Genomic DNA, 25,795 nt, shown 5'->3' with positions numbered 1-25,795 from the left:
GGAAGGGGGAAACATGATCGACAATGCCAACGAATGGATTCGGCTGCGTGTCAGCGACGATCCCGATGACAACCAGCGCGCCGCCAGCGAGACGGTGCCGCTCGCGGTGTGGATGCAGATCCACGCACGCGCTCCCGAACTGCGGCCGTTTATCGCCTACAACCGCACGTCGCCGCCGGAGATGCTGGAACGTCTGGCCAGCGATGCGAACTGGATCGTCCGCCACGCCGTGGCCGAGCGCGTCGACGCCTCGGAGACGCTGCTGCGCGAACTGGCCGACGACGTGAACGAGAAAGTGCGCGTGTGTATCGCCGCCAATCCTTCGACGAAGCGTGACGTGTTGCAGTACCTGTCGCGGGTCGACGGGTCGGATGCGGTAAGAGCGCGGGCGAGTGCCCGGCTCAGGGCTCAGGCGCACCCGTCGTCACATTCCTAGGCGACGGCATCCGCAGGCGCGGATGACGCTTCGTCATAACGGACACGTGCCGCCTCGACCTCATCCAGGTTCTGGTGCATCCAGATGTAGAGCTCCTTGAACGGCCGATGCAGCGATCGGCCGAGATCGGTGAGCGCGTACTCCACACCGATCGGCGCGGCCGGAATGATGCGTCGCGTAAGCAGCCCGTTGCGCTCGAGACGGCGCAGGCACTGCGTGAGCGCCTTCTGCGTGACGCCTTCGAGCTGCCGCCGGATCGCGTTGAAGCGCAACGGCCCGCCGTGCAACACGGTGAGGACCATCATCGACCACTTATCGGCGACCTGCTCGAACAGCACGCGGCTGGGGCATCCGGCCGAGAAGTGCGTGGGAGAGCAGGTCGGATCAGCGCGGGTTTCCATGGAGATACCTGAGAGCTTTCAAGTGCCTTATTGACGCCAAGTATATCCTGTATACCCTCGCACGCATCTTCAATAAAGGTGCGATATTTCTCATGACCCAGGCCGCTGTCGACGCGCTGTTCCGCCCTTTCACCCTCAAAGGCCTCACGCTGGCCAACCGCATCGTCATGGCGCCCATGACCCGTCTGTTCACCGACGCGGGCGTGCCGGGAGAAGCCAACGCCGCTTATTACCGCCGCCGTGCCGCCGATGGCGTCGGCCTGATCCTCTCCGAAGGCACGGTGATCGACCGCCCGGCCTCGCGTAACGAACCCAACATTCCGTCCTTCTTCGGCGACGCCGCTCTGGCCGGCTGGCGCCATGTGATCGACGAAGTGCACGCCGTTGGCGGCCGCATGGGCCCGCAGATCTGGCATACCGGTGGCACGCGCGGCATGTCCGGCTGGGTCGGACCGGTATCGGCGGAAAGCCCGTCGGGCATCAACGGCCCCGGCGACAAACACGGCGTGGCGATGACCGATGAAGACATCGCAGACACGGTGGCCGCTTTTGCGCGCGCCGCCCTGAGCGCGAAAGAGCTCGGCTTCGACGTCGTCGAACTGCACGGTGCGCACGGTTACCTGATCGACCAGTTCTTCTGGCATGGCTCCAACGAGCGTACCGACCGCTACGGCGGCGCCACGTTGCCGGAGCGTGCACGCTTCGCCGCCGAAGTCGTCGCTGCCGTGCGCGCCGCGATCGGCCCGGACATGCCGCTGATCCTCCGCGTCAGCCAGTGGAAGCAGCAGGACTATCAGACGCGTCTGGCCCATACGCCGGCCGAGCTCGAAGCGTGGCTGTCGCCGCTGGTTGCCGCTGGCGTGGATGTCCTGCATTGCTCGCAGCGTCGTTTCTGGGAACCGGAGTTCCCGGACGTCGACGGCGCCGAGGGTCTCAACTTCGCCGGCTGGGCGAAGAAGGTGACCGGCGCCGCGACGATCTCCGTCGGGTCGGTCGGCCTCGATGGCGAGTTCCTTGCCTCGTTCGGTGGCGCGACGTCGTCGCCCGTGGGCGTCGAGCGTCTGGCCGAGCGCCTGGAGCGCGACGAGTTCGACCTTATCGCCGTGGGCCGTGCGTTGCTGGGCGATCCGCAGTGGGTGTCGAAGGTGCGTGCGGGGGATACAGCGGCGATGAAGTCGTTCGATCCGGCGTCGCTGGCTGAGCTGGTCTGACAACGACACCCCCGTCTATCCGCGTCACATCGCGGGTAGACGGCGTTCGCATGGGACGCGTAAACCCACGAAGCCCGCCTGAGTCCGTGGATTGCCGCGCGGCAACACCAGCGTCGCGGCGAATCCGCCTTCCGGCAGGTTGCGCAGATGCAGTTCGCCACCGTGCTGGATCGCCGTGCGTCGCACGCTGGCCAGGCCCAGACCGCTGCCCGTGGCATCGCTGCGGGCGGCGTTTCCGCGGAAAAACGGCTGGCCGAGGTGGGGCAGCAAGGTCTCGGGTACGCCGGATCCATGGTCGATCACCGTCGTAAGGATCTCCGTCGCGGTGACCTCGATCGTCGCCTCGAACGGTGCCGCACCATGTCGGCTTGCGTTGCGGACGAGATTCTCCACAGCGCGACGCAAGGTCAGGGGCTTGCCCTGGATGATCGGCGCGTCGGGCAGCCGCAACGTCCACACCTCGCCATGCGCCGATGCGACAGCCGCCACGTCGTGCACGATCGCGCTCAGGTCGACGTCGCCCGTCGCTTCGTCACGACCGTCGCGTGCGAAGGCGATGAAGTGTTCGCAGAGGCTGTCGAGCGCATCGATGTCCGTTTCCATGCCGCCGCGCAACGCGGGATCGGTCACGGGCGAAAGCTCAAGTCCGAGGCGCAGCCGGGCGAGCGGCGTGCGCATGTCGTGCGACAGCGCGGCCAGCATGAGGTCGCGCTCACGTGCGCTGGCACGAACGTCGGCCGCGGCGCGGGCGAGGGCGGACCGTAGCTCGGTCAGTTCACGCGCGACCCCGTCGGGGAGCGATGGCGGCTCGCTTCCGTTCACCATGTGGGCGGCACTGTCGGCAAGCTGCCGCAGCGGTGCGGTGATGCTGCGCGCGTAAAGTCCGGCGAGCAGCACGATCAGCACGCCGCCCAGCGCAATGGCGAGCAGGCCGGCGCGAACAGCCGGCTTTCCGGTGTTGGTCACTGGCACACCCAGCCAGCCTGTCGCGGGCGCCGGCGCAGCGATCCACAGCGTGGCCTCGTGCATGCCATCGATGCGCACTTCACGACCGGGAAAGGCCTGGCGAATGTCCTCCAGAGTGCGGCGAACGACGGGAAGGACGGGCTCCCTGCCTGCGGGCGCGGTGGGCGCGCGGATCACGTGGATCTCGGACAGCCCGGCCTCCTTGCCGCTGGCGATGAGCGTATCCGCGACGACGATACGTGCGGTCGCGCCGCGTATGCCCACGCGGCCCGCGCCTTCGTCGCTGGTGATCCGGATCGCGACGATGCTCAGGACGAAGCACAGCCCCACCGTACCGGCGAGCAGCGTGGCGATCCTTGCGAAAAGGCTGGACGGCCGGCGGTTCACGGGCCGTCCGGAACGAAGACGTAGCCGTGACCCCAGACGGTCTGCAGCCAGCGCGGTTCGCGCGGATCGTCTTCCACGACCCGGCGCAGCCGGCTCATCATCACGTCCATGCTCCGGTCGAAGGCCTCATGGTCGCGACCGCGCGCGGAGCTCATCAGCTGGTCGCGCGTGAGTGGCTGGCGCGGGCGTTGTACCAGTGTCGCGAGTACAGCGAACTCACCGGTCGTCAGGTGCTGCGGTTCGCCATCGCGGAGCAGGCGGCGCGTGCCGAGTTCGAGTACGAAGGGCCCGAAGACGACGCGGCGGTTGTCGGTGAGCGGTGCGCCAGGCGCGGCGCGCCCACGGCGAAGCACGGCGTTGATCCGGGCGACCAGCTCGCGCGGACTTCCCGGCTTGGCCAGGTAATCGTCGGCGCCGATCTCGAGCCCGACGATGCGATCCACCTCGTCGCCACGCGCCGTGAGCATGATGATCGGCGTATCCACGCCCTGGCCACGCAGGCGGCGGCAGATGGCGAGGCCGTCTTCTCCCGGCATCATGATGTCGAGCACGATGAGGTCGACGTGTCGACGCTTCAGCTCGCGGTCCAGCGCCTTGCCGTCCTCGGCCGTCACCGTCGCGAAGCCCTGGCTCTGCAGGTAGCGCGAGAGCAGATCGCGCAGGCGCGCGTCGTCGTCGACGATCAGGATGCGGGAGGGCGTGAACTCGGTCATGGTGCGATTCTGCCGTGTCCGGGACGCGACCGGGGCGCCACCGGGAGCGAAGGTGTAACAGGATGTTTCGTAAGCGATGCACGGAAACGTTCGGTTGCGAAGCGTGACGGCGGGCCGCCCTGGGATTCGTCAGAGTGACGTCTCCGGCCGGACGGCCATCAAGATGGAGTTTGCTCATGTATCGCACGATTGCCTGCTCCCTGGCGCTTCTCCTCGCATCCGGCGTGGCGACCGCATCGGGTCGTTTCGTCGCCTATGGCGCCCACGGGCAGGCCGAGGGCGGTTCCGTCGCCGGCCACGCGGCGGGGTTCCGGGGTCCCAACGGCGCGACGGGCGCGCACGGTCGTCGTACGGTCTCCGATGGCCAGGGCAATGTGACGTCCAACGCCGGAGGTAACTGGCGGGGTTCTGGCGGTGGCACGGCAACGACCCGCGCGACAGCCACGCATAACGCCGACGGCACTGGCAGTTTCGATCGCAACACGAACGCTACCGGGGCGCAGGGTGGAACGTTCGCGGGACAAACCACGGGTGCGCAAGGGCAGGGCATCACGCACTCCGCCTCGGCGACCGGCGCGGCTGGGAACAGCTACAGCGGCAGCACGACGGTCACCCGGGACGGGGTCACTCACACCGGCAGTTGCAGCAACGCGGCTGGCGAAAGCATCGCCTGCCACTGAGGAAGCTCCGGTGTACCCCATCCTCCGGCTTATCGCCTGGCTGATCGCCTTCATCGTCTTGCCGGCATCGGCCGCCGATGTGTCCTATGGGCCGTCGCGCGAACAGACCCTCGAGGTTCACGTGCCGGCAGGCGCGCATGACGCACCGATTCTCGTCATGGTTCATGGCGGCGCATGGATCGTCGGCGACAAGGACAACCCCGGGGTGATCGACGCTAAGCAGGCGCACTGGGGCTCGCAAGGTGCGATCGTCGTGTCGGTCAACTACCGGTTATGGCCTGCCGCGTCACCGCTGGAGCAGGCGGCCGATGTCGCCAGCGCACTGGCCTGGGTGCAGCGTCACGCGCATGAGTGGCACGGCGATCCGTCACGCATCGTGCTGATGGGGCATTCGGCCGGCGCGCACCTCGTCAGCCTGCTTGCCGTGTCGCCCGACATAGCCCGTCAGGCCGGCGTGGCGCCGTGGCTGGCCACGGTATCCCTCGACAGCGGTGCCGTGGATCTTCCCCAGATCATGAACGCACCACATGCGCGTTTCTATGACCTCGTGTTCGGCCGCGACCCGGCGGGCTGGCCGGCGGTGTCGCCGCTGGACCGGCTGGTCCGCGCGCCCGCCACTCCGATGCTGATGGTGTGTTCGTCGGCGCGGGCGCAGTCGTGCGGGGCGAACGAGCGCTTTGCCGCGAAGGTGAACGCCCTGGGTGGACGAGCCGCGACGTTGCCGGTGGCGCTGGATCACATGGGAATCAACCGGGAGCTCGGGACCGATCCGGGATATACGCGGCAGGTGGACGCGTGGCTGCGTGCGGTGGGCTGGCCTTGAGGTAAGCGTGTCGCCCACCCTGTTGGCGGCATGCTTCGCCGGGGGATAATGACCACCCCGAAACGCCTGGACCGCCGCCATGCCCGCAGCGACCGCCGAGAACGTCGGCAGGAAATTCGATCTCGCCCGGATGCTGGGTGCCCGCGAGCGCGCCTGGACCGCCCTGCGCGACATCGCCTCGCGCATCCGTCCGGGCATGACGGAGCCCGAGGCCGTTCAACTGGCGAAGGAACGGCTCGAGGCTGCCGGTATGGACCGCATCTGGCACCCGAGCATTCTGCGTTTCGGCGCCAACACGCTGAAGACGTTCCGTCAGCGCTCGGCGCCCGACACGGTGCTCGGTGAGAACGACATCTACTTCGTCGACCTGGGGCCCGTCTTCGATGGCCATGAGGGCGATGTGGGCGACACCTTCGTAGTCGGCAATGATCCCGTCATGCACGCCTGCGCCGCCGCGTCGCGCGAGCTGTTCGCCAGGGGTGAGGCACGCTGGCGCGACGGTGTCACGGGCGTCGCGCTGTACGACTACGTCAGCGCCGAGGCCGACGCCATGGGCTGGCGCCTCAACCACGCGACCAAGGGCCATCGGGTCGGCGACTACCCCCATGCCGTGCACAAGGCCGGCAACCTCGGCGACTTCGCCGGCGCGCCGGTACCGGGTCTGTGGATCCTCGAGATCCAGATCGCCCACCCGACCCTGCCGATCGGAGCGTTCTACGAAGACCTGTTGATGGCGTGACATGAAGCGGATCGAGTTCGCGCGGTCTGTTCTGGGCTCCGTCGGGTAAGCATGCCTGACGGCACGCTGTCGTCCGGTCGTCGTCGTAGCTGCGGCGCACACTGAGCCGGCTACCGGCAAGCTACCTGGACATTCCGGTAACCGTGAACGCCACGACCAGCGCGCCGAAGGTGAGCACGCCGACCCCATAAACGGCGCCGAGGGCGGCACCTTCGATCAGCATGCTGCCGCCGTAGGCAAGCACGACGAGGGTCCAGCCGATCCATCTCGCCGCCACGGTACGCCCAGGCGACATTGCGCGGCCGAACAGATCGCGCTGATGTCGCGACATGCCGAGGCACAACAATGTAAATCCGAGCAGGGAGGCAAGCATCGGTAAGAGGATCATGCCGATACCTCCCGCGTCGCGGCGCGCTTGTGTCGGGCGAGGACCATGGGTCGCTTATAGACCTTCCACGTGGCGAACCCGAGTGCGCCGGCAAGGGCGATCATGGTCAGGTCGAAACCTGCGAAAACCCAGTCGCCGTGCAACAGGCTCGGCACCAGCCAGCGGTCCGTGGTCAGCGCGTCCACGACGGGGATGGCGGCAAAGGCGGCGGTCGACGCCGCCAGCAGCGTGAGCCATCCGCGTCGCGGCGACAGAAGGCAGGCGAGCAGCAGCGATCCGCCCCAGGCGATGAAGAACGCATGCACTTCCCAGTCCGGACGGCCGTCCATGCGCAGCGGCAGCAGGCGGTTGGCGAGGAAGTGGCAGGCGAACGCGAGCGGGAGACCGGCGACGCTGGCGATATTCAGCCGCTCGACCAGCCGGAAGCCGATGTGCGGGCGCTCGGGATCGGGCAGCTGCACGCGCCGTTTGGCCGTCCACAGGATGAGCCCCGTCGCGACCATCACCGTACCGGCAAGGCTGCAAAGGAAATACAGCCAGCGCAGCAGATAGGGTGCGTAGCGTCCCGCATGCAGGCCCACCATCACGCTCTCGGTCTCGCTCGCAGCACCCTTCGCGGCCGGTACCGGATGCATGTGGCCGGTGGCCGCATCGAACTGCAAGGTCTTCGCACGCGCCGCCATACCGTCGCCGCCGCCGCGGAACATGCGTACGATGCCGTTGGCGTCGCCGGGGAACGCGATGTCGATATAGCCCGGCTCCGCGCCACCCCAGGCCGCGCGCGCCTGGCGAATCATTTCCGCGATCGGTGCCACAGGCGCGGCGTTGCCGGAACGCACCGGTGGCGCCTCGCTGCCATAGGCATCGGCGGAGTACGCCGCCACCGTGGGATAGGCCACCGTCATGCCCCAGGGCATGTACAGCGACTGCAATGTGACCAGCCCGGTAAAGGTGATCATGGCGTGGAACGGCAACGCGAGCACGGCGCTCAGATTGTGCGCATCCAGCCACGAGCGCTGCCCCTTGCCGAAGCGCAGCGTGAAGAAATCCGCAAAGATCTTCTTGTGCGTGATGACGCCACTGATGATCGCCACCAGCATGAACATGGCACAGAAGCCGACGATCCAGCGCGCCCAGAGCACCGGCATGTAATGCAGGTCGAAGTGCATGCGGTAGAGAAAGAAGCCGCCGATGGTCGCGCGCGACACGACGGGTTCGCCGTTGCCGTCCAGCGTGATGGTGTGGTCGCGCAGCGAGCGGCGCGTCTCGCCGGCCGGCTTCCAGTAAACGGTGGAGGCGATGGCGCGCGGACCGGGCAGGGTGATCGACCAGCTGTCCGCGCCGGGCTGGTTCTTCTGTAACCAGTCGAGGGCGCGCTCGGAGGCCAGGGTGATCTGGCGCTGGCCGGTGATCTCCGGCTGCATCCATCGGGTGATCTCGTCCTGGAAATACGCACTGGTGCCCGTGGCGAAGATCGCCAGCAGCAGCCAGCCGACCAGCAGGCCGGCCCAGGTATGCAGCCAGGCCATCGACTGGCGCAGGCCGCCGTTGACACCGTTCATGCCGCGCTCCCGTGCATCGACCATGCGAGCGCACCCGCAAGGGGAAGGCCAAACGCTGCCAGCCACAACCACACCCGCGTCGCGCTGCGCATGGCGAAGGCGAGAATGACAACGGTGGCGTACACGGCGAACGAGGAAAGCATGCCTGTGATCACCGCCTCGACGCGCGCGACAGGCAGCCAGCGAGCGAAGGCCGAGGCGACCAAAGCCGCCATCGCGTAGCCGCCGAAGACGGCGGCAACCGCACGCGACGTGATTTCCAGCACGCGAGTGGACTGAATGCCTGCCGCCTTGCGCCTGGCCATCTTCAGAATCTCCTTTCCAGGTTGAGCATCACGCTGCGGGGCTCACCCCAGTTGGTGCGCGTCGAGGACGCGGTCACGAAGTAATGCCGGTCGAAGGCGTTCTTCACGTTGAGTCGCATATCGGATAGCGCCTGCGTCGACGATGCGCGACTGGCTACCCGATGAGCGAACGGAATGGCGGGACCGCGGAGGAATCGAGTTCAACGATTTTACGGAAATACGATCCATTCGCAATCTCTGCGTTGAAGAGACGTCGCGCCACAGCATGGCCCGACCTTCGCCTACGCCACAGGATCTTGCGAAACCGGACGCGATTCGTCATCATGGTAATGAGAGTCGTTCGCATTACCGACGACAACGACATCCAGCCACGGACCCAAGCTCATGACCCTTCCTTCGAAGGCGCTGCCTCTGCTCATCGCAGGGGTACTGGCGTCGCATGCCTCGTTCGCTCAGGACACCGCCCGCAGCGACAAGGCTGTTCAGCTCGACGCCGTCGACGTGCACGGGGTGAGGGTGGACGAAGGCTACGCCCGGCAGGACGCCTCCGGCGCGACCAAGACCGACACGCCGATCATCGAGACCCCCCAGGCGATCTCCGTGATCTCGAACACGCAGATGATCGACCAGGGCGTGCTGACGGTGCAGGATGCGCTGCGTTACTCCGCCGGCGTACGCTCGGACGCTTACGGCGTGGACAGCCGCGGCGACGACGCGTTCGTCCGTGGCACATCCTTTACGCAATATCTGGACGGCCTTCGTCAGGCGCTTGGGTCTAGCTACGCCCGTACGGAGCCCTATTTTCTCGACCGCATCGAAGTGGTCCGCGGCCCGTCGTCGGTCCTCTACGGACAGGGCACCACCGGCGGCCTGATCGGTCTGACCTCGAAGCGTCCCCAGTTCACGGCGGCGCATGAAGTGCAGGTGCAGCTGGGAAACCATGCGCGCAAGCAGACGGCCTTCGACTTCACCGGTCCCCTCGACGCCGCCGGGCACTGGGCGTATCGCCTGATCGGTGTGTTGCGCGATGCGGATACGCAGATCGACCACGTATCCGACGACCGTCGCGCCATCGCACCGTCGATCACCTGGCAGCCGGACGCGAACACGCGCTGGAGCCTTCTGGTCAATCTCCAGTTCGACCGCAACGGCTCGTCACTGAACTTCCTGCCGCATGCGGGCACCTTGCTGCCCAATCCGAACGGGCGCATTCCGACGAATCGCTTCGTCAGCGAGCCGGGCTTCGATCGCTACGATACCGATCAGCGCTCGGTATCGTCGTTCTTCGAACATCGCTTCAACGACACGTGGAAGTTCGTGCAGAACGCGCGGTACTCGCACGACAACGTCGACTATCGCTCGCTCTACCCGAACGTCTATTCAAACCCTGCGTATCCGTTCCTCGACGACGACCAGCGCACCGTGTCGCGATACAGCTATGTCGCCATCAGCCGGCACAAGCGTCTGGTCACCGACACCCATGCGGAAGGGGATTTCGATACGGGAAGCATGCATCACCGTGTCCTGTTCGGCCTCGATATCAGCTATTCGCACACCGATAGCGCGCAGGGCAACGGCTTCGACGCCACGCCCTTCGATCTCTATGCGCCGGTCTACCACAACGGTTTCGTGCCGCCCGATGTTTTTCCTGTCGCATCCAGCCACACCCGTCAGACCGGCCTCTACGTCCAGGATCAGATCAACTGGGGCGATCACTGGATCGGTACCGTCGGCGTGCGTCACGACCGTGCGACGCTGACGACCGGCGGCAGCCGCTCCGTGGATAACGCGACCACGTCGCGCTTCGGTCTCATGTACCGGTTCGATAGCGGCATCGTGCCCTACGTCAGCTACACCGAATCGTTCCAGCCGCTGGATAGTCTCGACTTCTACAACCGGCCCTATGAGCCCCTGCGCGGCAAGCAGTACGAGGCCGGCCTGAAGTACCAGCCTGTCGGCGGATCGACGCTGATCACGGCGACGTACTTCGATCTGCGTGAGGAAAATCGACTCGCACCGGATCCGCAGAATCCGCTGAACCAGATACAGGCGGGGCGGGCGAAGACGCGCGGCGTCGAACTGGAAGGCAACTCGCGGATCGGCAATCATGTCGACCTGATCGGCACGTACACCTGGACCAGGGCGCGTCCCGACGATGGCACGATCGTCGCGGGTCTGCCCAAGACCCAGGCATCGGCGTGGGGCGTCTATCACGTGAACGCGGCCGACAGCGACGGCTTCAGCTTCGGCATCGGTGCGCGTTACATCGGTACCAACTACGACGAGACGGGCACGCTCGTGGTTCCCCACAAGACCCTGTTCGACGCGATGGTCGCGTACACGCAGGGCCCATGGCGTTTCTCCGTCAACGCGGCCAACGTCACCGACCAGGTTTACAACGCCTCATGCCTCGCGCGCGGCGACTGCTTCTACGGTCCGCGCCGCAGCATCATGGGAAGTGCCAGCTACCGGTTCTGATGGCATCCGGATGGCCGAAACGTTATGGTCGTCCGCTCTCCGTACAGACGAACGGGGTACCAAGCTGTGGATTTGCTTGACGGTCAGCGTGATGAGGCCAACATGGAGGGCGGGCTGAACCTGAAAACCGCCTGGTCGAGCCCCAATCAAGGCAAGCAGTTGCACGAGCCGCGGGTCGCGCAACCTCTCCCAAATCGCAAAATCACGGCTGCGCTGGCGATGCTTTCAACATGATGTCCAGCTCGAAGTGCCTGGCATCGGCACCCGGTTGTGTCTCGAAGCTCAGCATCACATCCCGCCCTTCCTGCCGATTCGTCCACCGATGCTTCCCCGCCGCCTTCCACAATCCACTCTTCCGGGCACCCGCATCCAGCCGGTCGAGCAACTCCGCCGCTGGCGTCGCCGTCTCCACGTGATATCGCGAGACCCACTGATCGAGATCGCCCGTCGACACGTACTCATCGAACTTCGCGTCCTTCGGCCACTCGACCCCCGCCTGAAGCAGCTTCTTGGTCAGGAAGCGATCTGCCATCCGTGACCGCACAAACCCACCGTCGGGCTTCCAGTCGTATTCCAGGCGCATGGCGACGGTACGTGCCTCATCGGTACCGCGAACCCTGGCGACGACATGCAACGCCGCGTCGATGCCGGACGAAAGGCCGGCCGACGTGATCAGCTTGCCGTTATCGGCCCAGCGCACATCGCGGATCACATCGATCTTCGGAAAGGCGGCCGCCAGCTCATCGATCCGCGGCGTAAAGGTCGTGGCCTTGTCGCCGTCGAGCAGCCCCGTTGCGCCGAGAATGAAGGCGCCCGTGCATACGGAGAGCACCTGCCGTGCGGGCACCGAACGCTGCCGGATGAACTCAAGCACGCGTGGATCCTTCTGGGCATCCTCGACGTCGCCACCAGGGATCAGCAACACGTCGAACGGCGGCGCCGTGGCGAAGCTCGCATCGGGCGTGACCTTTAGCCCCATCGCCGTCGTCACGGGCTTGCCATCCGGCGATACGGTAACCACGCCGAAGCCCGCCGTACCGAAAACCTCGTAAGGGCCTGCGAAATCGATGATCTGCACGCCATCGAACAGTACGATGCCAACCCGGACCGGCGGCGCGGACCCGTGCGGTTCGTGCGACGCGAGCGCGGGCAGGGCGAAGAACATGGCGAGCAAGGGCAGCAGGCGGCGCATGGGCGGATCCTCCGTGAACGATGCCGCACGCTAAAACGTTTCTGGGTGCTTTTGCGGACATGGAACCCGCGCAAACGGTCACTTAGCCGCGAAGCGCGCCCGGTACTCGGCCGGCGTGCTACCCAGCCGGCGGACGAAAGCCCGGCGCATCGCCTCGTCGGAAGGAAACCCGCACTCGTCGGCGACACGCTTGATGTCCTTGCCGGTGCTCTCGAGCAGGGGCTTTGCCGCTTCGACGCGCAAGCGCTCGATGTACTTCAGCGGTGTCACGTCGAAGTGCGCACCAAACCGGCGCGTGAACTGGCGAGGGCTCATGTGCAACCGATCGGCGAGTATCCCGACATCGAGTCGCCTGCGCAGGTTTTCGCCGATCCATGACGCCAGCGACGCGAAGTGCTCCGGCTGTTCCAGTGCATGCAGTTGTTCGCTGAACTGGCTTTGCCCGCCCGAGCGCTTGTTGGCCATGACCATGCGCCGCGCGACTTTCAGCGCCAGCGTGGCACCGTGGTCGGCGCTGACCATCGCCAGCGCCAGGTCCATCCCCGTCGTGATTCCCGCCGAAGTCCAGATATGGCCGTCGCGCGTGTAAATCGCGTCCGGCAACACGCGCACGGCAGGATAGCGGTCGCGCAGCTCGGGGATGTCGCTCCAGTGGGTGGTCGCCTCCCGGCCGTCAAGCAGGCCTGCCTCGGCGAGCAGCAGGGCGCCGCTACAGATCGAGGCGACGCGGGGCACCCGTTGCGCGGCCTCGTGCAGCCATGTCACCAGGTTCGTGTCGGCGCGCACCCGCTCGACGGCGTCACCCATGCCGCCGCAGACCAGCAAGGTATCGGTTTCGTTGGGCATATCGCGGTAGTGGGTATCCGGCAGCAGGCGCATGCCGGATGCCAGTTCCACGGGCTTGTCCGTCGCGGCCAACACCTGCATGCGATACAGCGGCGCACGTCCGGGCTCGTCATCCTGGGCCTGGCGGCTGGCCAGCGCGAACACCTCAAGGGGGCCGCTGATGTCCAGCGACTGCGCCTGAGGATAGACGAGCATGCAGATGGTGCGGGGAGCGGCGGACATACGTACGTTTTCATTCCGTGGGCGGATCACGGTAAACGATACCTCCGATGGCATCCGGACGGCCGAAACGTTATGGTCGTCCGCTCTGCACAGACGAACGGGGTACTCGGCATGCGGTTAGCTCAATGGGTTGGGGGTGCGGTGCTCGCCGCGTGCATGTCCACGGCGGCATTCGCCGCTCCACCGCCGGGACACGCCGGGAACCCCGTCTTCCCCGGCTGGTACGCCGACCCCGAAGCCGCGATCTTCGATCATCAGTACTGGATCTACCCGACCACGTCGCTGAAGTACGCGCAGCAGACCGGCTTCGACGCGTTCTCGTCCCCGGACCTGGTGCACTGGACGAAGCACAGCAGCGTGCTGGCGATGAAAGACATCCCTTGGGCGAAGAAGGCGCTGTGGGCGCCCGCGCTGGTCGAGAAAGGCGGCAAGTACTATTTCTTCTTCGCCGCCAACGACATCCAGAACGACAACGAGGTCGGTGGCATCGGCGTGGCCGTCGCCGACAAGCCCGACGGTCCGTTCAGGGATCTGCTCGGTAAGCCCTTGATCGACAAGTTCCATAACGGCGCGCAGCCGATCGACCAGTTCGTCTTTCATGACGACGACGGCACCTACTACATGATCTACGGCGGCTGGAAGCACGCGAACATCGTGAAGCTGAGGCCGGATTTCACCGGCGTCGAGCCGATGGCCGATGGCACGACCTTCAAGGAAATCACGCCCGCGCCCGAGTACGTCGAAGGCCCGCTGATGTTCAAGCGCAACGGCAAGTACTACTTCATGTGGTCGGAAGGTGGCTGGACCGGGCCGGACTATTGCGTCGCCTACGCGATCGGCGACTCCCCGACAGGCCCGTTCAAGCGTATCGGCAAGATTCTGGAGCAGGATCCGAAGATCGCCACCGGCGCCGGGCATCACTCCGTGTTTCACGTCGCAAAAGACGACAGCTGGTACATCGTCTATCACCGCCATCCCCTCGGCGATACCGACGGCAACCATCGCGTGACCAGCATCGACGAGATGCACTTCGACAAGGACGGTCACATCCTGCCAGTGAAGATGACCAACGAAGGCGTGACCGCCAAGCCGCTGCGCTGACGCAGCGGCTTGGCCGGGACCGCCCGATGGAGTCGGCATAAAGCGCGGCACATAACGGGCGCGATGTGCCGGTCCCTCGTCACGCCGCAAGAAGTTTCTGCAAAAACACCTCCTCTCGCGGAATGCACGGCTCCCGATTCGGCGTAATCTGTCGCCCGACATCTGATCAAGCCAGTGGACGCGAGCGTCCACCCAGCCGAGGGGAAGGGGACATGTACACGCTGCGCGTGAATGGTGAGGATCGGCAGGCCGACGTGCCACCCGATATGCCGTTGCTCTGGGTGCTGCGCGACGTGGTGGGACTGACCGGCACGAAGTTCGGTTGCGGCATCGCGCAGTGCGGGGCGTGCACGGTGCACCTCGATGGGCAGCCGGTCCGCTCCTGCCAGATGCCCGTGTCGGCCGTGGGCGACCGCGCCGTCACGACGATCGAGGCGATCGGCGCGACACCCGAAGGCGCGAAGGTGCAGCAGGCCTGGCTGGCGGTCGACGTCGTGCAATGCGGTTACTGCCAGTCCGGACAGATCATGTCCGCCGCGGCGTTGCTCGCGCGCACACCGAACCCCAGCGATCGCGACATCGATGCCGCGATGGCCGGCAATATCTGCCGGTGCGGCACGTACGTGCGCATCCGCGAGGCCATCAAGCAGGCGGCGACGGGACTGCCGCAAGGGTTGCAGGTCATCGTCGACGGGAGTACGCCATGACCGCCTCCCCTCACGACGAGCACGGGATCGATCCGCGGCGCCGCTCGGCGCTGAAGCTCGCAGGCGGTGGTCTCGCCGTGGCCTTCCTGTGGACGGCCGGGCTCGGTCCCGCGGTCGCGCAGATGAATCCCCGACGCCAACCGGCGGATGACGCGGCGGCCGCGGCCGATGGCCATCCGACGTTCGCACCCAACGCGTTCATCCGGATCGACGCGGATGGGCGCATCCGCCTCGTCATGCCCACGGTCGAAATGGGGCAGGCGATCTACACGGGCATTTCGATGATGCTCGCGGAGGAGCTCGGCGTCGGCCTGGATCAGATCACCGTCGAACATTCGATTCCCAGTGATGCGCTGTACGGTCAGGTCTTGCTTGGGGGCGGCCAGATCACCGGCGGCTCCACGAGCACGCGCGGACAGTGGCAGTCGTTGCGCGAAGCGGGTGCGGTGGCGCGCGAGATGCTTGTAGCCGCCGCCGCGGCGCAGTGGCACGTGGATGCGGCCAGCTGTTCGGTGGCGCGCGCCACCATCACGCACGTGCCGTCGGGTCGCACCCTCGGATTCGCGGCGGTGGCGGAAGCCGCCGGCAAACTGCCGCAGCCCGCGACCGTCACACTGAAAGACCCCAAAGACTTCACCGTGATCGGCAAGCCGCTGCGTCGCGTGGACTCGCCGGATAAGGTCAACGGCGGTACGCAGTTCGGCATCGACGTCAAAGTGCCGGGCATGAAATACGCCGCCGTACGTACCAGCCCGGAACTCGCCGGTACGCTCGGTGCCGTCGATGAGACGAAGGCACGCGCCGTGCCCGGGGTCATCGATGTGATCAGGCTGGCCGATGCCGTGGCCGTGGTGGGTGAGCACTACTGGTCCGCACATCGTGGCCTCCAGGAACTCGAGATCGAATGGCGCCACGGCGTCAACGAGAAACTCGATACCGCCACGCTCGTCGCCGCCTTGCAGGAAAGCTCGCGCAAAGGCCCCGCCCTGGTCGGGCGCAAGCCGAAGGGCGAGGCGGCCGCGGGTGGCAAGGCGGTGGAGATGACCTTCGTTTCGCCCATGCTGGCGCACGCGCCGATGGAGCCGCTCAATGCCACCGTGCACGTCACGCCCGGCAAGTGCGAGATCTGGACGGGCACACAGGTTCCGACACGCGCGCAGAAGGAAGCCGCGCGCATCTGCGGCATCCCGCTCGACGCGGTGACGGTGAACAACCAGTACCTCGGCGGCGGTTTCGGCCGTCGCCTCGAAACCGACCAGGTCGAACAGGCCGTGGCCTTCGCGAAGCAGGTGGCCTACCCGCTCAAGGTCATCTGGAGTCGCGAGGAAGACATCCGTCATGACCGCGTGCGGCCGCTGTACTTCGACCGCATCTCGGCCACGCTGGATGGCGATGGCCGCCCGACCTCGTGGAAGCATCGCATCACCAGTGGCACGGTACTCGGGCGCTGGGCGCCCGGTGGCATGGGCAAGGACGGCATGGACAGCGACGCCATCGAGTCCGCGGCCGATCTGCCTTACGAGATGGACAACGTGCTCGTCGAGTGGGTCCGCCACGACATGCCGCCCGGGCTCGTCGTCGGCTGGTGGCGTGGCGTCGGTCCAACGCACAACCTTTTCATCGTCGAGAGCTTCATCGATCAGCTCGCTCACACCTCGGGCAAGGACCCGCTGGCGTACCGGCGTTCGCTGATGAAGCCCGGTTCACGGCCGCTGGGCGTGCTGAACCTCGCCGCCGGGAAGATCGGCTGGGGCGGCCAGCCGTTACCGGCGCGGGTCGGACGCGGTATCGCCGTGGCGTCGCCGTTCGGTAGCCACGTCTGCGCGATCGTCGAGGTCGAGGTGACGGCACAGGGCCAGGTTCACCTGCGACGCGCCGTGGTCGCCGTCGACGTGGGTATCGCCATCAATCCGAGTTCCGTGCAGGCGCAGGTGCAGGGTGGTCTGTTGTTCGGCCTCAGCGCCGCCCTGTTCAACGGCATCACCCTCAAAGACGGCATGATCGAGCAGAGCAACTTTCACGACTACCGCACGCTGCGCATCAACGAAGTACCGAACGTCGAGGTCTATACGGTCGCCAGCGGGGAGTCGCCGGGAGGACTGGGCGAAGTCGGTACGGCGATCGCCGCGCCGGCCCTGGCCAACGCGATCTTCGCCGCCACCGGCGTGCGTCTGACGGAGTTGCCGGTCTCGCGCACCTCGCTCGCCGCATCGGCGGATGCGCTCAAACGTGTCGCGGATGCGGGAACCGGCAAGGAGGGCGTCGCATGAAGCGCTTCTTTCTGTTGATCGTCGTCGTCCTGATCATCGGAGCGGTGGCCTACGTCGCGCTCAATCGCACCGATCCGGCCGATGGCACCGCGCCGGTGCTCGCCGGTGCGCCCTTGAACGCCGATCCCGTCGCACGCGGCGAGTATCTGGCGCGCGCGGCCGATTGCATCGCCTGTCATACGGTGCCGGAAACCGGTAAACCCTTCGCAGGAGGCCTGCCCTTCAAGCTGCCGTTCGGCACGATCTACTCTTCCAACATCACCGCCGACGTCGAGACAGGCATCGGCGGCTGGAGCGACGACGACTTCGTGCGTGCGGTCCGCGAGGGCATACGCAAGGACGGAAAGCATCTCTATCCCGCCTTCCCGTACACGGCGTACACGCAGCTGAGCCGTGCCGATGTCCTGGCGATCAAGGCCTACCTGTTCACCTTGCCCAGGGTGCGCCAGCCGGAACGTCCGAACGATCTCGGCTTCCCGTTCAACCAGCGCTGGGCGATGGGTTTCTGGAATGCCGCGTTCTTCCGCAGCGAACGCTTCGAGAACGATCCCTCGCGATCGCCGGCGTGGAACGCGGGTGCCTATCTCGCCGGACCGCTCGGTCACTGCGCGGAATGCCATACGCCACGTAACGTCGGTTTCGGGCTGAAGCATGGCGAGTCGCTGGCTGGTGCGGAACTGCAAGGCTGGCGCGCGTGGAACATCACCTCGGACGCCACGCACGGCATCGGCAAGTGGAGCGACGAGGCGCTGACGCAGTATCTGCGTACCGGCCACGCGGATGGCCATGCGTCGGCCATGGGGCCGATGGGCGAGGCGGTCGCGCACAGCCTGCAGTTCCTGAAACCGGAAGACACGGCGGCGCTCGTCGCCTGGCTGCGCACGGTGCCTGCGCGCGAGGGCGATGACCCGGTGGTCGTCGACCCGTCGCCCAAAGCCGTACTCGCGTCCAGTGCGGCCGCGCCTGGTGGAGACGATGAAACGGCCGACGCGGACGGTCTGCGCCTGTTCGAAGGTGCGTGTGCCAGCTGCCATCAATGGAATGGCGCCGGACAGCAGACGTCGTACGCCAGCCTCGTCGGTACGCGTGGCGTCAATGACCCCAGCGGGCGGAACGTCACCCAGGCGATCCTGCACGGCGTGACGATGCGGATCGGCGAAACGGATGTCTACATGCCGGCCTTCGGTCACGCGTACAGCGATCCGGAGGTAGCCGCCCTGGCCAACTACGTCATCCGTCATTTCGGCGGAAAACAGGGGCAGGTGACCGCGGAGGACGTCGCCAGACGCCGGGCACTTTAGGCCCGGCGCCTCCAGGCGACTCAGGCTTTCTCGGCCAGTGCCTTCTCGAGCACCGCCTGCAGGCGTGCATCGCTCGCTTCGACGTCCGGCGCGAAGCGTGCGATCACTTCACCGCGGCGGTTCACGACGAACTTCTCGAAGTTCCAGAGCACCTCCGGCGCCTCGTTGGTCGGAATGCCATGACCCTGCAGGCGATCACGCATCGGGCCTTCACCGATGCGTTCGGGCTGCGCTTCGATCAGCGCGCTGTACAGCGGATGGCGCTGCGGACCGACCACCGGAATCTTGGAGAACAGCGGGAACTGCACGTCGAACGTCGTCGAGCAGAACGACCTGATGTCGTCGTCGCTGCCGGGCTCCTGCGCGAGAAAGTCGTTGGCGGGAAAGCCGAGGATGGTGAAGCCCTTGTCGCGCCAGCGCTGGTAGAGCGCCTCGAGGCCTTCGTACTGCGGCGTCAGCCCGCACTTCGAGGCGACGTTGACCACCAGCAGCACGTCGCCGCGCCAGGTGTCGAGCGTGGTGGAAACACCGTCGATCTGCTTCACGGCGATGTCGTACAGATGGGCCTGGCTCATGTGGGATCCTCGTTGGCGTGACGGAAATACGCCAAGCATAGGCCAACACGCAGTGCCTTGAACGTCGCGACGATGTGATCCCCATGACGTTCGACATTTCAATATGCAAGCATTGCTAGAATCGGCCCAGGGCAGGGGAATCGATCCCCAGGGGAGCGAAAGCAATGCGTTATGAGAAAGGTCACAAGGAGCAGACTCGGCAGAAGATCGTCGAAGCGGCTTCTGAACGGTTTCGCGCGGACGGCATCGACGCCGTCGGCGTGGTGAGCCTGATGAGCGATGTCGGGCTGACCCAGGGTGGGTTCTACAACCATTTCGGTTCCAAGGAAGACCTGGTGCGCGACAGCGTGGCATCGGCGGCGACGTCGGCAAAAGACCGGATGGCCGTGCGTGTCGCGGGCTCACGTTCGGAGCCGCATCGTGCGATGGTCAACACCTATCTGTCGGCGGATCACCGCGATCATCCGGCATCGGGCTGCGTGGCGGCCGCACTGGCTGCCGAGATGGGCCGCCGTCCGGAAGAGACCCGCGCGGCATTTTCGGAAGGCTATGCCGAGATGGTCGAGCTGATCGCGTCGACCCTGCCGGCGTCGGTGCGTGGCAAACGCCGTCGCACGCTGGCCATGTCGGTGTTCGCATCGATGGTGGGTTCGATGTCCCTCTCGCGCGCCGTGGCGGAACAGGGACTGTCGGACGAGGTGCTCACGCTGGGCCGTCAGGCGGCGCTGGCGTTGATCGACGCGGGTTGATCAGCGCGCCGGGACGGGCGGCCTGCCCATGGCGGCCGTCTTCTCGGCGATCTTCGCCCTGATCGCGGGAATGGCGGCCAGTGCGGCCCGCTCGCCTTCGAGGATCGCCACGTTTTTCTGATCGAAGTCGGTCGGTCCGATCTGACCGACCTTCGGCCGGATCACGATGTCGGCACGGCCGAGTTCCTGCTCCGCCAGGCGACGTCCCATGATCGTGATGGACTGGCCGACGATGCCGACCATGCTGTCGGGATTGGTGCCATCGGGGCGCGCCGAGATATCCACGGCGATGACGATGTCCGCACCGAGCTGGCGCGCCGCGTCCACCGGAACGGGGCTGACGACGCCGCCGTCCACGAAATGCTTCCCGTTGATGTCCACCGGTTCGAACACGCCGGGGATGCTGCTGGACGCCCGCACGGCCTGGCCCGCATTGCCGCGAATGAAGATGGCGCGGTCGCCGTTCTCCAGCTGGGTGGCCACCGCCGCGAATGGCGTATGCAACTTCTCGATCGGTGTGTTCTTCAGGAGTTCGTTGACGTAGTCCTGCAGCTTCTGGCCTTGCACGAGGCCACCTGAAAAGAAGCGAACGTCGCGGATCTTGCCCTCATCGAGCGCAAAGGCCTGCTCCTGCAACTGGAAGGCATCCATGCCGGAGGCATACAGCACGCCGACCACGCTGCCGGCGCTGGTACCGGAGACGACGTCGGCATGAATGCCGCTGGCCTCCAGCATCTTGATGACCCCGATATGGGCGAAGCCCTTGGCCGCGCCGCCGCCCAGCGCCAGTCCGATACGCGGCTTGGCCGCGAGTACCGGCACGGCGGTATCCGGGCGCTGATCCGGCCTGGTTCCACCGAAGCAACCGGTGAGCAGGGTCGCGAGCACGAGCGGAAGCCAGGAGCGGGCGCGGCGGAGCGTCATGGAAGAAAACCGTGAGAAGGGCAGGCGGATCATCGGGCACGCTGGCGGCGGCCGGATGACGGACGGATGGCTAAAACCGGGCAGCGCGTGTGCGCCGCCCGGCGGTCGATCAGTCGCGGGTGTGGTCCGCGTCGAGGTGGTAGCGGGTCGCCACGTCGATTTCGTTCTTCGACCCCAGAAACACGGGCACACGCTGGTGAAGCGCCGTGGGCTGAAGGTCCATGATGCGCTCGCGGCCGGTGGTGGCGGCGCCGCCGGCCTGCTCGACGATGAACGCCATGGGGTTGGCCTCGTACATCAGGCGAAGCTTGCCGGTGCGACCGTGGCCGGTGATCTTCGCGTCCAGCGGATAGATGAAGACACCGCCGCGGGTGATGATGCGATGCACGTCGGCGACCATCGAGGCGACCCAGCGCATGTTGAAATCCCGCCCGCGCGGGCCGGTCGAGCCTGCCAGCAGTTCACCGATGTAACGCTGCATCGGCGCTTCCCAGTGGCGCTGGTTCGCCATGTTGATCGCGAACTCGGCCGTTTCGGCGGGAATGGTGATGCCCCGACGGGTGAGCACGAAACTGCCGTGCTCGCGGTCCAGCGTGAACTCATGCACGCCGTGACCGAAGGTCAGCACCAGCAGGGTGCACGGGCCGTAGACCACGTAACCGGCGGCGACCTGTTCCGTCCCCGGCTGCAGGAAATCGGCCGCCTTGGGTTCGGTGACGCCATCCGGGCAGCGGAGCACGGAGAAGATCGTGCCGACCGAGACGTTGACGTCGATGTTGGAGGAGCCGTCGAGCGGATCGAACAACAGCAGGTGGTTGCCCTTGGGGTAGGCATCCGGAATCGGCTGCGGATCTTCCATTTCCTCGGACGCGCACGCCGCGAGGTGACCACCCCAGGCGTTGGCTTCGAGGAGGATCTCGTTGGAGATGACGTCGAGCTTCTTCTGGGCCTCGCCCTGGACGTTGTCCGAACCCGCATTGCCGAGCACGCCGCCGAGGGCACCCTTGCCGGTGGCGACGGAGATGCGCTTGCACGCGCGGGCGACGACCTCGATCAGCAGGCTGAGCTGGGCGTTGATGTGCCCCTCGCGCTTTTCTTCGATGAGGAACTGGATCAGCGAAATCGGTTTCGTCATTCGGACGGACTCAGGCGCGAAACCATGCATTGTCCGGGTGTGGCGTGAACGACGCCAGAGGGCTGCTGACAGAACGTTGTCAGCAGGCCCCGCGCAGACTGTCCCTTCACGGCCGAACCGGGGAGGGAACGCGTCATGAATCGATTTCTGGATCGTCTCGCCGAGCTGTATGCGCCGCTCGGCAAGCGGGGACTGCTGATGGATGGGCAATACCGTTTCACCCCCGATGAAAGATCGCCGGCAACCTCGCCGCCACCCGTAGGAGCGCGCCCCGCGCGCGAAAAGCCTGCCGCAGGCCGCGCCGGCCGTGACCCTGCTCCCGTCTCCGGAAGCATCGCGCGCAAGGCGCGCTCCTACAGTCTCCGCCACCCGAAAGGAAGCTTCACCGCATGAACCCGAATCGCGTCGTTTTCCACCATGCCCCCAACAGCCGGTCGGGCAGCGTCCTCATGCTGCTGGAGGAACTGGGTGCGCAGTACGACCTGCACGTGATGAACCTGGTCGAGGGTGAGCAGCGCCTTCCCGCGTATCTGAAGATCAACCCGATGGGCAAGGTGCCCGCGATCGAACACCGCGGTGGTCTCGTGACTGAACGCCCGGCGATCTTCACCTACCTCGCCGATCTCTATCCCGAGGCCGGACTGGCGCCCGCGTTCGACGATGCGCTGCGCGGCCCCTACCTGCGCTGGCTCGCCTTCTACGGTTCGTGCTTCGAGCCCGCCGTCGTCGATCGCTGGGCGAAGAACGTTCCGATGCCGGCGATGCAGTCGCCCTACGGTGATTTCGACACCGTCATGGACCTCCTGGAGGCCCAGCTCGCGCAGGGCCCCTGGATGTTCGGCGACCGCTTCACCGCCGCCGATATCCTCTGGGCCAGCGCGCTGACCTGGACGATGGGCTTCGGCCTGGTGCCGCGTCGGGATGTCTTCGAGGCCTATGTGGCCCGCGTGATGGCGCGTCCGGCGGTGGTTCGCGCCGCCGCGCAGGACGCGGCGCTGGCCAAAGCCCAGACGCTGGCCGCCGCCTGAGTGCAGGACGATGCGCGGGCATGACCATCGCCGCTTTCCGTGCCACGCGCGGCAGGCGATGATCCGGGTATGCGCCGCGCCGACCGTCTGTTCCTCATCATCAACGCCCTGCGCGGGCGGCGCACCGCGCTGCCCGCGCGCCAGCTGGCCGCCACACTCGAGGTCTCGCTACGCACGGTCTACCGCGACGTGGCGGACCTGCAGCTTTCCGGTGTCCCCATCGAGGGCGAGGCCGGCGTCGGCTATGTCCTGCGCAAAGGCTCGGACATCCCGCCGCTGATGTTCTCCGCCGACGAACTCGAAGCACTCGTTGCCGGTACGCGCTTCGTCCGCGCGTTCGCCGGCGAGCGGCTGGCGCGCGAGGCGCAGGCCGCCATGATCAAGATCGAGGCCGTGCTCCCCCCGGACCTGCGCGAGCGCTCGGCACAGTCGCGCATCTTCGCCCCCATCTGGCGCGATACGTTCCAGAACGAGGTGGCGGCCATGCTCGATCGCCTGCACGAGGCCGTGCTCGCGCATCGCGTGCTCTGCCTCGACTACAGCGACGCGGAAGGGCGCGCGAGCACGCGTGAGGTCGAACCGTTGTGCCTGTCGTTCTGGGGTGGCGCATGGACGCTGGGCACCTGGTGCCGGCATCGTCAGGCTTTCCGCAACTTTCGCCCGGATCGCATCGTGGGTTGCCGGGATTCGGGAGAAACCTTCGTCGATGCACCGGGGCGGGACATCAGGGCTTACCTCGACACCATGCGCACGCACTACGCCGGCCTGGAATAGTTTTCGGGTTCGGTGGTCCGGATGCGATGATCGGGGTTTACCCGTCCCCCTACGGAGCCCGCATGTCCCCCTGGATTCGCGCCATCGCCTTCGCCGGCCTCGTCGCCGGTACCGCCCATGCCGCCACACCGACCGATGACGCCTTCAAGGCGATCTACACGAAGGAATGGGCATGGCGTAGCGGGCAGGCGGGCATCCTGACCTCGGGCGAAGCGCAGCCCGGCGAGGGCCGCCTGGATACGGTGGACGCCGCCAGCCAGGCCAGGCGCCTCGCCTACTGGAACGACGTGCTGGCGCAGCTGGGTCGCATCGATCCGGCCTCGCTGAGCGGCACGGTTCGTGTGGACTACGCCGTTTACCGCGCGCAGATCGCCAACCTCGCGGCTGCCCAGCGCTTCCAGCAGTGGCAGATGCCGTTCAACAGCGACTCGGCCTTCTGGTCCGACATCGGCTACGTGCTTCACGGCGACGACCTGCGCACGCGCGACGATTATCGGAAGTACATCGATCGCCTGCGCCAGATCCCGGCCTATATGGACCAGGAGATCGACAACATGCGTCTGGGCCTGGCGCGCGGTTTCACCGTCCCGCGCGAGGTGCTCAATGGACGCGATGTATCGATCGCCGCCGTCGCCGAACTGAAGAACCCCGAAGACAGTGCGCTCTACGGTCCGTTCAGGTCGCTGCCGAAGACCCTGCCCCCCAGGGACGCCGACCTGTTGCGTGCCGAGGCACGCAAGGTCATCGCCGAGGATGTGATTCCCTCCTACGGCAAGCTGCTGACGTTCTTCCGCAACGAGTACGTCCCTGGGGCGCGCCCGACCCTGGCCGCCGAGTCGCTGCCCGACGGTAAGGCCTATTACCGGCAGCAGATCCTCGAATACACCACCCTGGATCTGACGCCCGATGCCATCCACGCCATCGGCCTGCGCGAGGTCGATCGCCTCCACAAGGAGATGGTCGCCACGATGAAGGAGACCGGGTTCAAGGGCGATTTCCCGGCCTTCCTCGCTTTCCTGCGCAGCGATCCGCAGTTCTATGCGAAGACGCCCGACGAATTGCTGATGCGCACGGCCTGGGTGGCCAAGCAGGTGGATGCGAAGCTCGGCAAGTACTTCGGCCTGTTACCGCGCCAGCGCTTCGCCATCGAACCGGTGCCTGCGGATATCGCGCCTTATTACACGTCCGGCCGCGGCGGCCCGGACACGTACCTCGTCAACACGTACGACCTGCCATCCCGTCCGCTGTTCAACATGCCGGCGCTGACGCTGCATGAGTCGATGCCCGGGCACGCGCTGCAACTGGCGCTGTCGGCCGAGCAGCAGGGTCTGCCCGACTTCCGTCGCGACGGTTACATCTCCGCCTATGGCGAGGGATGGGCGTTGTACTCGGAATACCTGGGCGAGGAGATGGGCATCTACCACACGCCCTACGAGCGCTTCGGGTTCCTCACGTATCAGATGTGGCGTGCCTGTCGCCTCGTCGTCGATACCGGCATCCACCATCTCGGCTGGACGCGTCAGCAGGCGATCGATTACCTCGCCGGCAATACGGCGCTGAGCCAGCGCGAGATCGCCAACGAGGTCGACCGCTACATCAGTTGGCCGGGGCAGGCGCTGTCGTATGAGTTGGGCTACCTGAAGATCCGCGCGTTGCGCGAGAAGGCGGAAAAGGAGCTGGGCGAGAAGTTCGACCTGCGGGCCTTCCACGACACGGTGCTGGCGCTGGGATCGGTGCCGCTGCCGGTGCTGGAGCAGCATGTCGACGCGTGGATTGCGTCCAGGAAATGAGCGGTTTCACGGCGCTCAGGTAAAAGCCAGCCCTGCCGACGGCAGCCCGTATACGAAACGCTCCACAAATGGAGTAGACTGCATCACAAGTC

At 66.2% G+C, this 25,795-nt stretch carries 26 protein-coding genes; 15 read left to right on the top strand and 11 right to left on the bottom strand.

From position 1 onward, the window contains the following. Positions 1–13 precede the first annotated feature (13 nt). Positions 14–436 (top strand): hypothetical protein, encoded by a 423-nt coding sequence (locus J2X57_RS07975; RefSeq protein WP_051943153.1) that lies wholly within the window; start codon positions 14–16, stop codon positions 434–436. Here J2X57_RS07975 and J2X57_RS07970 read toward each other — a convergent pair. After that, a complete protein-coding gene (locus tag J2X57_RS07970; protein ID WP_036109166.1) occupies positions 433–837 on the bottom strand; it encodes a helix-turn-helix domain-containing protein in 405 nt (134 codons plus the stop codon). The two genes, J2X57_RS07975 and J2X57_RS07970, sit on opposite strands and share 4 nt — an antisense overlap. A gap of 92 nt (positions 838–929) precedes the next feature. Here J2X57_RS07970 and J2X57_RS07965 point away from each other — a divergent pair, with 92 nt between their 5' ends. After that, positions 930–2,048: an NADH:flavin oxidoreductase gene (locus J2X57_RS07965; protein ID WP_309865546.1), complete on the top strand. Its 1,119-nt coding sequence runs from the start codon at positions 930–932 to the stop codon at positions 2,046–2,048. Positions 2,049–2,072: 24 nt separating this feature from the next. Here J2X57_RS07965 and J2X57_RS07960 read toward each other — a convergent pair whose 3' ends face one another. Together J2X57_RS07960 and ompR are read right to left on the bottom strand one after the other, a co-directional pair. Further along, entirely contained in the window at positions 2,073–3,401 is a 1,329-nt protein-coding gene (locus J2X57_RS07960) for an ATP-binding protein (protein ID WP_309865545.1), read from the bottom strand. Next, on the bottom strand, positions 3,398–4,114 hold the full coding sequence (gene ompR, locus J2X57_RS07955; RefSeq protein WP_309865542.1) for a two-component system response regulator OmpR: 717 nt from the start codon (positions 4,112–4,114) through the stop codon (positions 3,398–3,400). The genes J2X57_RS07960 and ompR overlap by 4 nt, the downstream gene beginning before the upstream one ends. Before the next feature lie 176 nt (positions 4,115–4,290). Between ompR and J2X57_RS07950 the strand changes: the two genes are divergently transcribed. The 3 genes from J2X57_RS07950 (at position 4,291) to J2X57_RS07940 (ending at position 6,356) form a co-directional block, all read left to right on the top strand. Continuing rightward, positions 4,291–4,794 (top strand): hypothetical protein, encoded by a 504-nt coding sequence (locus J2X57_RS07950; protein ID WP_052191449.1) that lies wholly within the window; start codon positions 4,291–4,293, stop codon positions 4,792–4,794. Positions 4,795–4,804: 10 nt separating this feature from the next. Further along, positions 4,805–5,617: an alpha/beta hydrolase gene (locus J2X57_RS07945; protein WP_309865539.1), complete on the top strand. Its 813-nt coding sequence runs from the start codon at positions 4,805–4,807 to the stop codon at positions 5,615–5,617. A 79-nt stretch (positions 5,618–5,696) separates the two neighbouring features. Further along, entirely contained in the window at positions 5,697–6,356 is a 660-nt protein-coding gene (locus tag J2X57_RS07940) for a M24 family metallopeptidase (RefSeq protein WP_309865536.1), read from the top strand. A 121-nt stretch (positions 6,357–6,477) separates the two neighbouring features. Here J2X57_RS07940 and J2X57_RS07935 read toward each other — a convergent pair whose 3' ends face one another. Genes J2X57_RS07935 through J2X57_RS07925 form a run of 3 tightly spaced genes read right to left on the bottom strand, consistent with a single transcriptional unit; the run spans position 6,478 to position 8,611 of the window. Further along, positions 6,478–6,744, bottom strand: a complete 267-nt coding sequence (locus tag J2X57_RS07935; RefSeq protein ID WP_036109186.1) for a DUF3325 domain-containing protein — start codon at positions 6,742–6,744, stop codon at positions 6,478–6,480. Then, on the bottom strand, positions 6,741–8,306 hold the full coding sequence (locus tag J2X57_RS07930; protein ID WP_309865533.1) for a PepSY-associated TM helix domain-containing protein: 1,566 nt from the start codon (positions 8,304–8,306) through the stop codon (positions 6,741–6,743). Before J2X57_RS07930 ends, J2X57_RS07935 begins: the two co-directional genes overlap by 4 nt. Continuing rightward, entirely contained in the window at positions 8,303–8,611 is a 309-nt protein-coding gene (locus J2X57_RS07925) for a hypothetical protein (RefSeq protein ID WP_051943156.1), read from the bottom strand. Before J2X57_RS07925 ends, J2X57_RS07930 begins: the two co-directional genes overlap by 4 nt. A gap of 384 nt (positions 8,612–8,995) precedes the next feature. Here J2X57_RS07925 and J2X57_RS07920 point away from each other — a divergent pair, with 384 nt between their 5' ends. Next, positions 8,996–11,089 carry a TonB-dependent siderophore receptor gene (locus tag J2X57_RS07920; RefSeq protein ID WP_309865531.1) on the top strand — a complete coding sequence of 698 codons (2,094 nt, stop codon included), beginning with the start codon at positions 8,996–8,998 and terminating at the stop codon, positions 11,087–11,089. A gap of 202 nt (positions 11,090–11,291) precedes the next feature. On the opposite strand, the gene J2X57_RS07915 is transcribed toward J2X57_RS07920, so the two are convergent. Beyond that, positions 11,292–12,281: a DJ-1/PfpI family protein gene (locus J2X57_RS07915; protein ID WP_052191447.1), complete on the bottom strand. Its 990-nt coding sequence runs from the start codon at positions 12,279–12,281 to the stop codon at positions 11,292–11,294. A 78-nt stretch (positions 12,282–12,359) separates the two neighbouring features. Further along, positions 12,360–13,349: a helix-turn-helix domain-containing protein gene (locus tag J2X57_RS07910; protein ID WP_043696679.1), complete on the bottom strand. Its 990-nt coding sequence runs from the start codon at positions 13,347–13,349 to the stop codon at positions 12,360–12,362. A 111-nt stretch (positions 13,350–13,460) separates the two neighbouring features. Between J2X57_RS07910 and J2X57_RS07905 the strand changes: the two genes are divergently transcribed. From J2X57_RS07905 to J2X57_RS07890, 4 genes are all read left to right on the top strand, one after another. Further along, complete coding sequence (locus J2X57_RS07905) at positions 13,461–14,450, top strand: glycoside hydrolase family 43 protein (RefSeq protein WP_309865526.1); 990 nt, start codon at positions 13,461–13,463, stop codon at positions 14,448–14,450. Between the two features lie 212 nt (positions 14,451–14,662). Then, on the top strand, positions 14,663–15,157 hold the full coding sequence (locus J2X57_RS07900; protein WP_036109200.1) for a (2Fe-2S)-binding protein: 495 nt from the start codon (positions 14,663–14,665) through the stop codon (positions 15,155–15,157). Beyond that, positions 15,154–17,427 carry a molybdopterin cofactor-binding domain-containing protein gene (locus tag J2X57_RS07895; RefSeq protein ID WP_309865520.1) on the top strand — a complete coding sequence of 758 codons (2,274 nt, stop codon included), beginning with the start codon at positions 15,154–15,156 and terminating at the stop codon, positions 17,425–17,427. The genes J2X57_RS07900 and J2X57_RS07895 overlap by 4 nt, the downstream gene beginning before the upstream one ends. Then, complete coding sequence (locus J2X57_RS07890) at positions 17,424–18,728, top strand: c-type cytochrome (RefSeq protein ID WP_036109206.1); 1,305 nt, start codon at positions 17,424–17,426, stop codon at positions 18,726–18,728. The genes J2X57_RS07895 and J2X57_RS07890 overlap by 4 nt, the downstream gene beginning before the upstream one ends. Before the next feature lie 20 nt (positions 18,729–18,748). Here J2X57_RS07890 and J2X57_RS07885 read toward each other — a convergent pair whose 3' ends face one another. Further along, entirely contained in the window at positions 18,749–19,303 is a 555-nt protein-coding gene (locus tag J2X57_RS07885) for a glutathione peroxidase (protein WP_309865515.1), read from the bottom strand. Between the two features lie 164 nt (positions 19,304–19,467). Here J2X57_RS07885 and J2X57_RS07880 point away from each other — a divergent pair, with 164 nt between their 5' ends. Continuing rightward, complete coding sequence (locus J2X57_RS07880) at positions 19,468–20,052, top strand: TetR/AcrR family transcriptional regulator (protein ID WP_036109212.1); 585 nt, start codon at positions 19,468–19,470, stop codon at positions 20,050–20,052. Here J2X57_RS07880 and J2X57_RS07875 read toward each other — a convergent pair whose 3' ends face one another. Beyond that, positions 20,053–20,976 (bottom strand): patatin-like phospholipase family protein, encoded by a 924-nt coding sequence (locus J2X57_RS07875; protein ID WP_051943164.1) that lies wholly within the window; start codon positions 20,974–20,976, stop codon positions 20,053–20,055. Between the two features lie 109 nt (positions 20,977–21,085). Beyond that, the gene (locus J2X57_RS07870) at positions 21,086–22,111 is read right to left on the bottom strand and encodes a class 1 fructose-bisphosphatase (RefSeq protein ID WP_309865509.1); all 1,026 of its coding nucleotides are present in this window, start codon (positions 22,109–22,111) and stop codon (positions 21,086–21,088) included. A gap of 135 nt (positions 22,112–22,246) precedes the next feature. Here J2X57_RS07870 and J2X57_RS07865 point away from each other — a divergent pair, with 135 nt between their 5' ends. The 4 genes from J2X57_RS07865 to J2X57_RS07850 all read left to right on the top strand — a co-directional run bounded on the left by J2X57_RS07865 (position 22,247) and on the right by J2X57_RS07850 (position 25,703). Next, positions 22,247–22,504, top strand: coding sequence for a hypothetical protein (locus J2X57_RS07865; RefSeq protein WP_309865506.1), 258 nt, complete (start codon positions 22,247–22,249; stop codon positions 22,502–22,504). Further along, on the top strand, positions 22,501–23,139 hold the full coding sequence (locus tag J2X57_RS07860) for a glutathione S-transferase family protein (protein WP_043696666.1): 639 nt from the start codon (positions 22,501–22,503) through the stop codon (positions 23,137–23,139). The genes J2X57_RS07865 and J2X57_RS07860 overlap by 4 nt, the downstream gene beginning before the upstream one ends. 69 nt (positions 23,140–23,208) lie before the next feature. Then, positions 23,209–23,913 carry a YafY family protein gene (locus tag J2X57_RS07855; protein WP_036109223.1) on the top strand — a complete coding sequence of 235 codons (705 nt, stop codon included), beginning with the start codon at positions 23,209–23,211 and terminating at the stop codon, positions 23,911–23,913. Positions 23,914–23,975: 62 nt separating this feature from the next. Continuing rightward, positions 23,976–25,703, top strand: a complete 1,728-nt coding sequence (locus J2X57_RS07850) for a DUF885 family protein (protein WP_309865502.1) — start codon at positions 23,976–23,978, stop codon at positions 25,701–25,703. The last annotated feature ends 92 nt before the right edge of the window (positions 25,704–25,795 follow it).

The organism is Luteibacter sp. 1214 (assembly GCF_031455395.1).
GTDB lineage: Bacteria > Pseudomonadota > Gammaproteobacteria > Xanthomonadales > Rhodanobacteraceae > Luteibacter > Luteibacter mycovicinus.
Note: the sequence above shows the minus strand (reverse complement) of the source record. Positions and strands in the feature narration are given on the sequence as shown.

Excerpts from the sequence above, each read along its gene's own strand:
- J2X57_RS07975 (WP_051943153.1), top strand. The coding sequence starts at position 14 with ATGATCGACAATGCCAACGAATGGATTCGGCTGCGTGTCAGCGACGAT.
- J2X57_RS07970 (WP_036109166.1), bottom strand. The coding sequence starts at position 837 with ATGGAAACCCGCGCTGATCCGACCTGCTCTCCCACGCACTTCTCGGCC.
- J2X57_RS07965 (WP_309865546.1), top strand. The coding sequence starts at position 930 with ATGACCCAGGCCGCTGTCGACGCGCTGTTCCGCCCTTTCACCCTCAAA.
- ompR (WP_309865542.1), bottom strand. The coding sequence starts at position 4,114 with ATGACCGAGTTCACGCCCTCCCGCATCCTGATCGTCGACGACGACGCG.
- J2X57_RS07950 (WP_052191449.1), top strand. The coding sequence starts at position 4,291 with ATGTATCGCACGATTGCCTGCTCCCTGGCGCTTCTCCTCGCATCCGGC.
- J2X57_RS07940 (WP_309865536.1), top strand. The coding sequence starts at position 5,697 with ATGCCCGCAGCGACCGCCGAGAACGTCGGCAGGAAATTCGATCTCGCC.
- J2X57_RS07935 (WP_036109186.1), bottom strand. The coding sequence starts at position 6,744 with ATGATCCTCTTACCGATGCTTGCCTCCCTGCTCGGATTTACATTGTTG.
- J2X57_RS07930 (WP_309865533.1), bottom strand. The coding sequence starts at position 8,306 with ATGAACGGTGTCAACGGCGGCCTGCGCCAGTCGATGGCCTGGCTGCAT.
- J2X57_RS07925 (WP_051943156.1), bottom strand. The coding sequence starts at position 8,611 with ATGGCCAGGCGCAAGGCGGCAGGCATTCAGTCCACTCGCGTGCTGGAA.
- J2X57_RS07920 (WP_309865531.1), top strand. The coding sequence starts at position 8,996 with ATGACCCTTCCTTCGAAGGCGCTGCCTCTGCTCATCGCAGGGGTACTG.
- J2X57_RS07915 (WP_052191447.1), bottom strand. The coding sequence starts at position 12,281 with ATGCGCCGCCTGCTGCCCTTGCTCGCCATGTTCTTCGCCCTGCCCGCG.
- J2X57_RS07910 (WP_043696679.1), bottom strand. The coding sequence starts at position 13,349 with ATGTCCGCCGCTCCCCGCACCATCTGCATGCTCGTCTATCCTCAGGCG.
- J2X57_RS07905 (WP_309865526.1), top strand. The coding sequence starts at position 13,461 with ATGCGGTTAGCTCAATGGGTTGGGGGTGCGGTGCTCGCCGCGTGCATG.
- J2X57_RS07900 (WP_036109200.1), top strand. The coding sequence starts at position 14,663 with ATGTACACGCTGCGCGTGAATGGTGAGGATCGGCAGGCCGACGTGCCA.
- J2X57_RS07895 (WP_309865520.1), top strand. The coding sequence starts at position 15,154 with ATGACCGCCTCCCCTCACGACGAGCACGGGATCGATCCGCGGCGCCGC.
- J2X57_RS07890 (WP_036109206.1), top strand. The coding sequence starts at position 17,424 with ATGAAGCGCTTCTTTCTGTTGATCGTCGTCGTCCTGATCATCGGAGCG.
- J2X57_RS07885 (WP_309865515.1), bottom strand. The coding sequence starts at position 19,303 with ATGAGCCAGGCCCATCTGTACGACATCGCCGTGAAGCAGATCGACGGT.
- J2X57_RS07880 (WP_036109212.1), top strand. The coding sequence starts at position 19,468 with ATGCGTTATGAGAAAGGTCACAAGGAGCAGACTCGGCAGAAGATCGTC.
- J2X57_RS07875 (WP_051943164.1), bottom strand. The coding sequence starts at position 20,976 with ATGACGCTCCGCCGCGCCCGCTCCTGGCTTCCGCTCGTGCTCGCGACC.
- J2X57_RS07870 (WP_309865509.1), bottom strand. The coding sequence starts at position 22,111 with ATGACGAAACCGATTTCGCTGATCCAGTTCCTCATCGAAGAAAAGCGC.
- J2X57_RS07865 (WP_309865506.1), top strand. The coding sequence starts at position 22,247 with ATGAATCGATTTCTGGATCGTCTCGCCGAGCTGTATGCGCCGCTCGGC.
- J2X57_RS07860 (WP_043696666.1), top strand. The coding sequence starts at position 22,501 with ATGAACCCGAATCGCGTCGTTTTCCACCATGCCCCCAACAGCCGGTCG.
- J2X57_RS07855 (WP_036109223.1), top strand. The coding sequence starts at position 23,209 with ATGCGCCGCGCCGACCGTCTGTTCCTCATCATCAACGCCCTGCGCGGG.
- J2X57_RS07850 (WP_309865502.1), top strand. The coding sequence starts at position 23,976 with ATGTCCCCCTGGATTCGCGCCATCGCCTTCGCCGGCCTCGTCGCCGGT.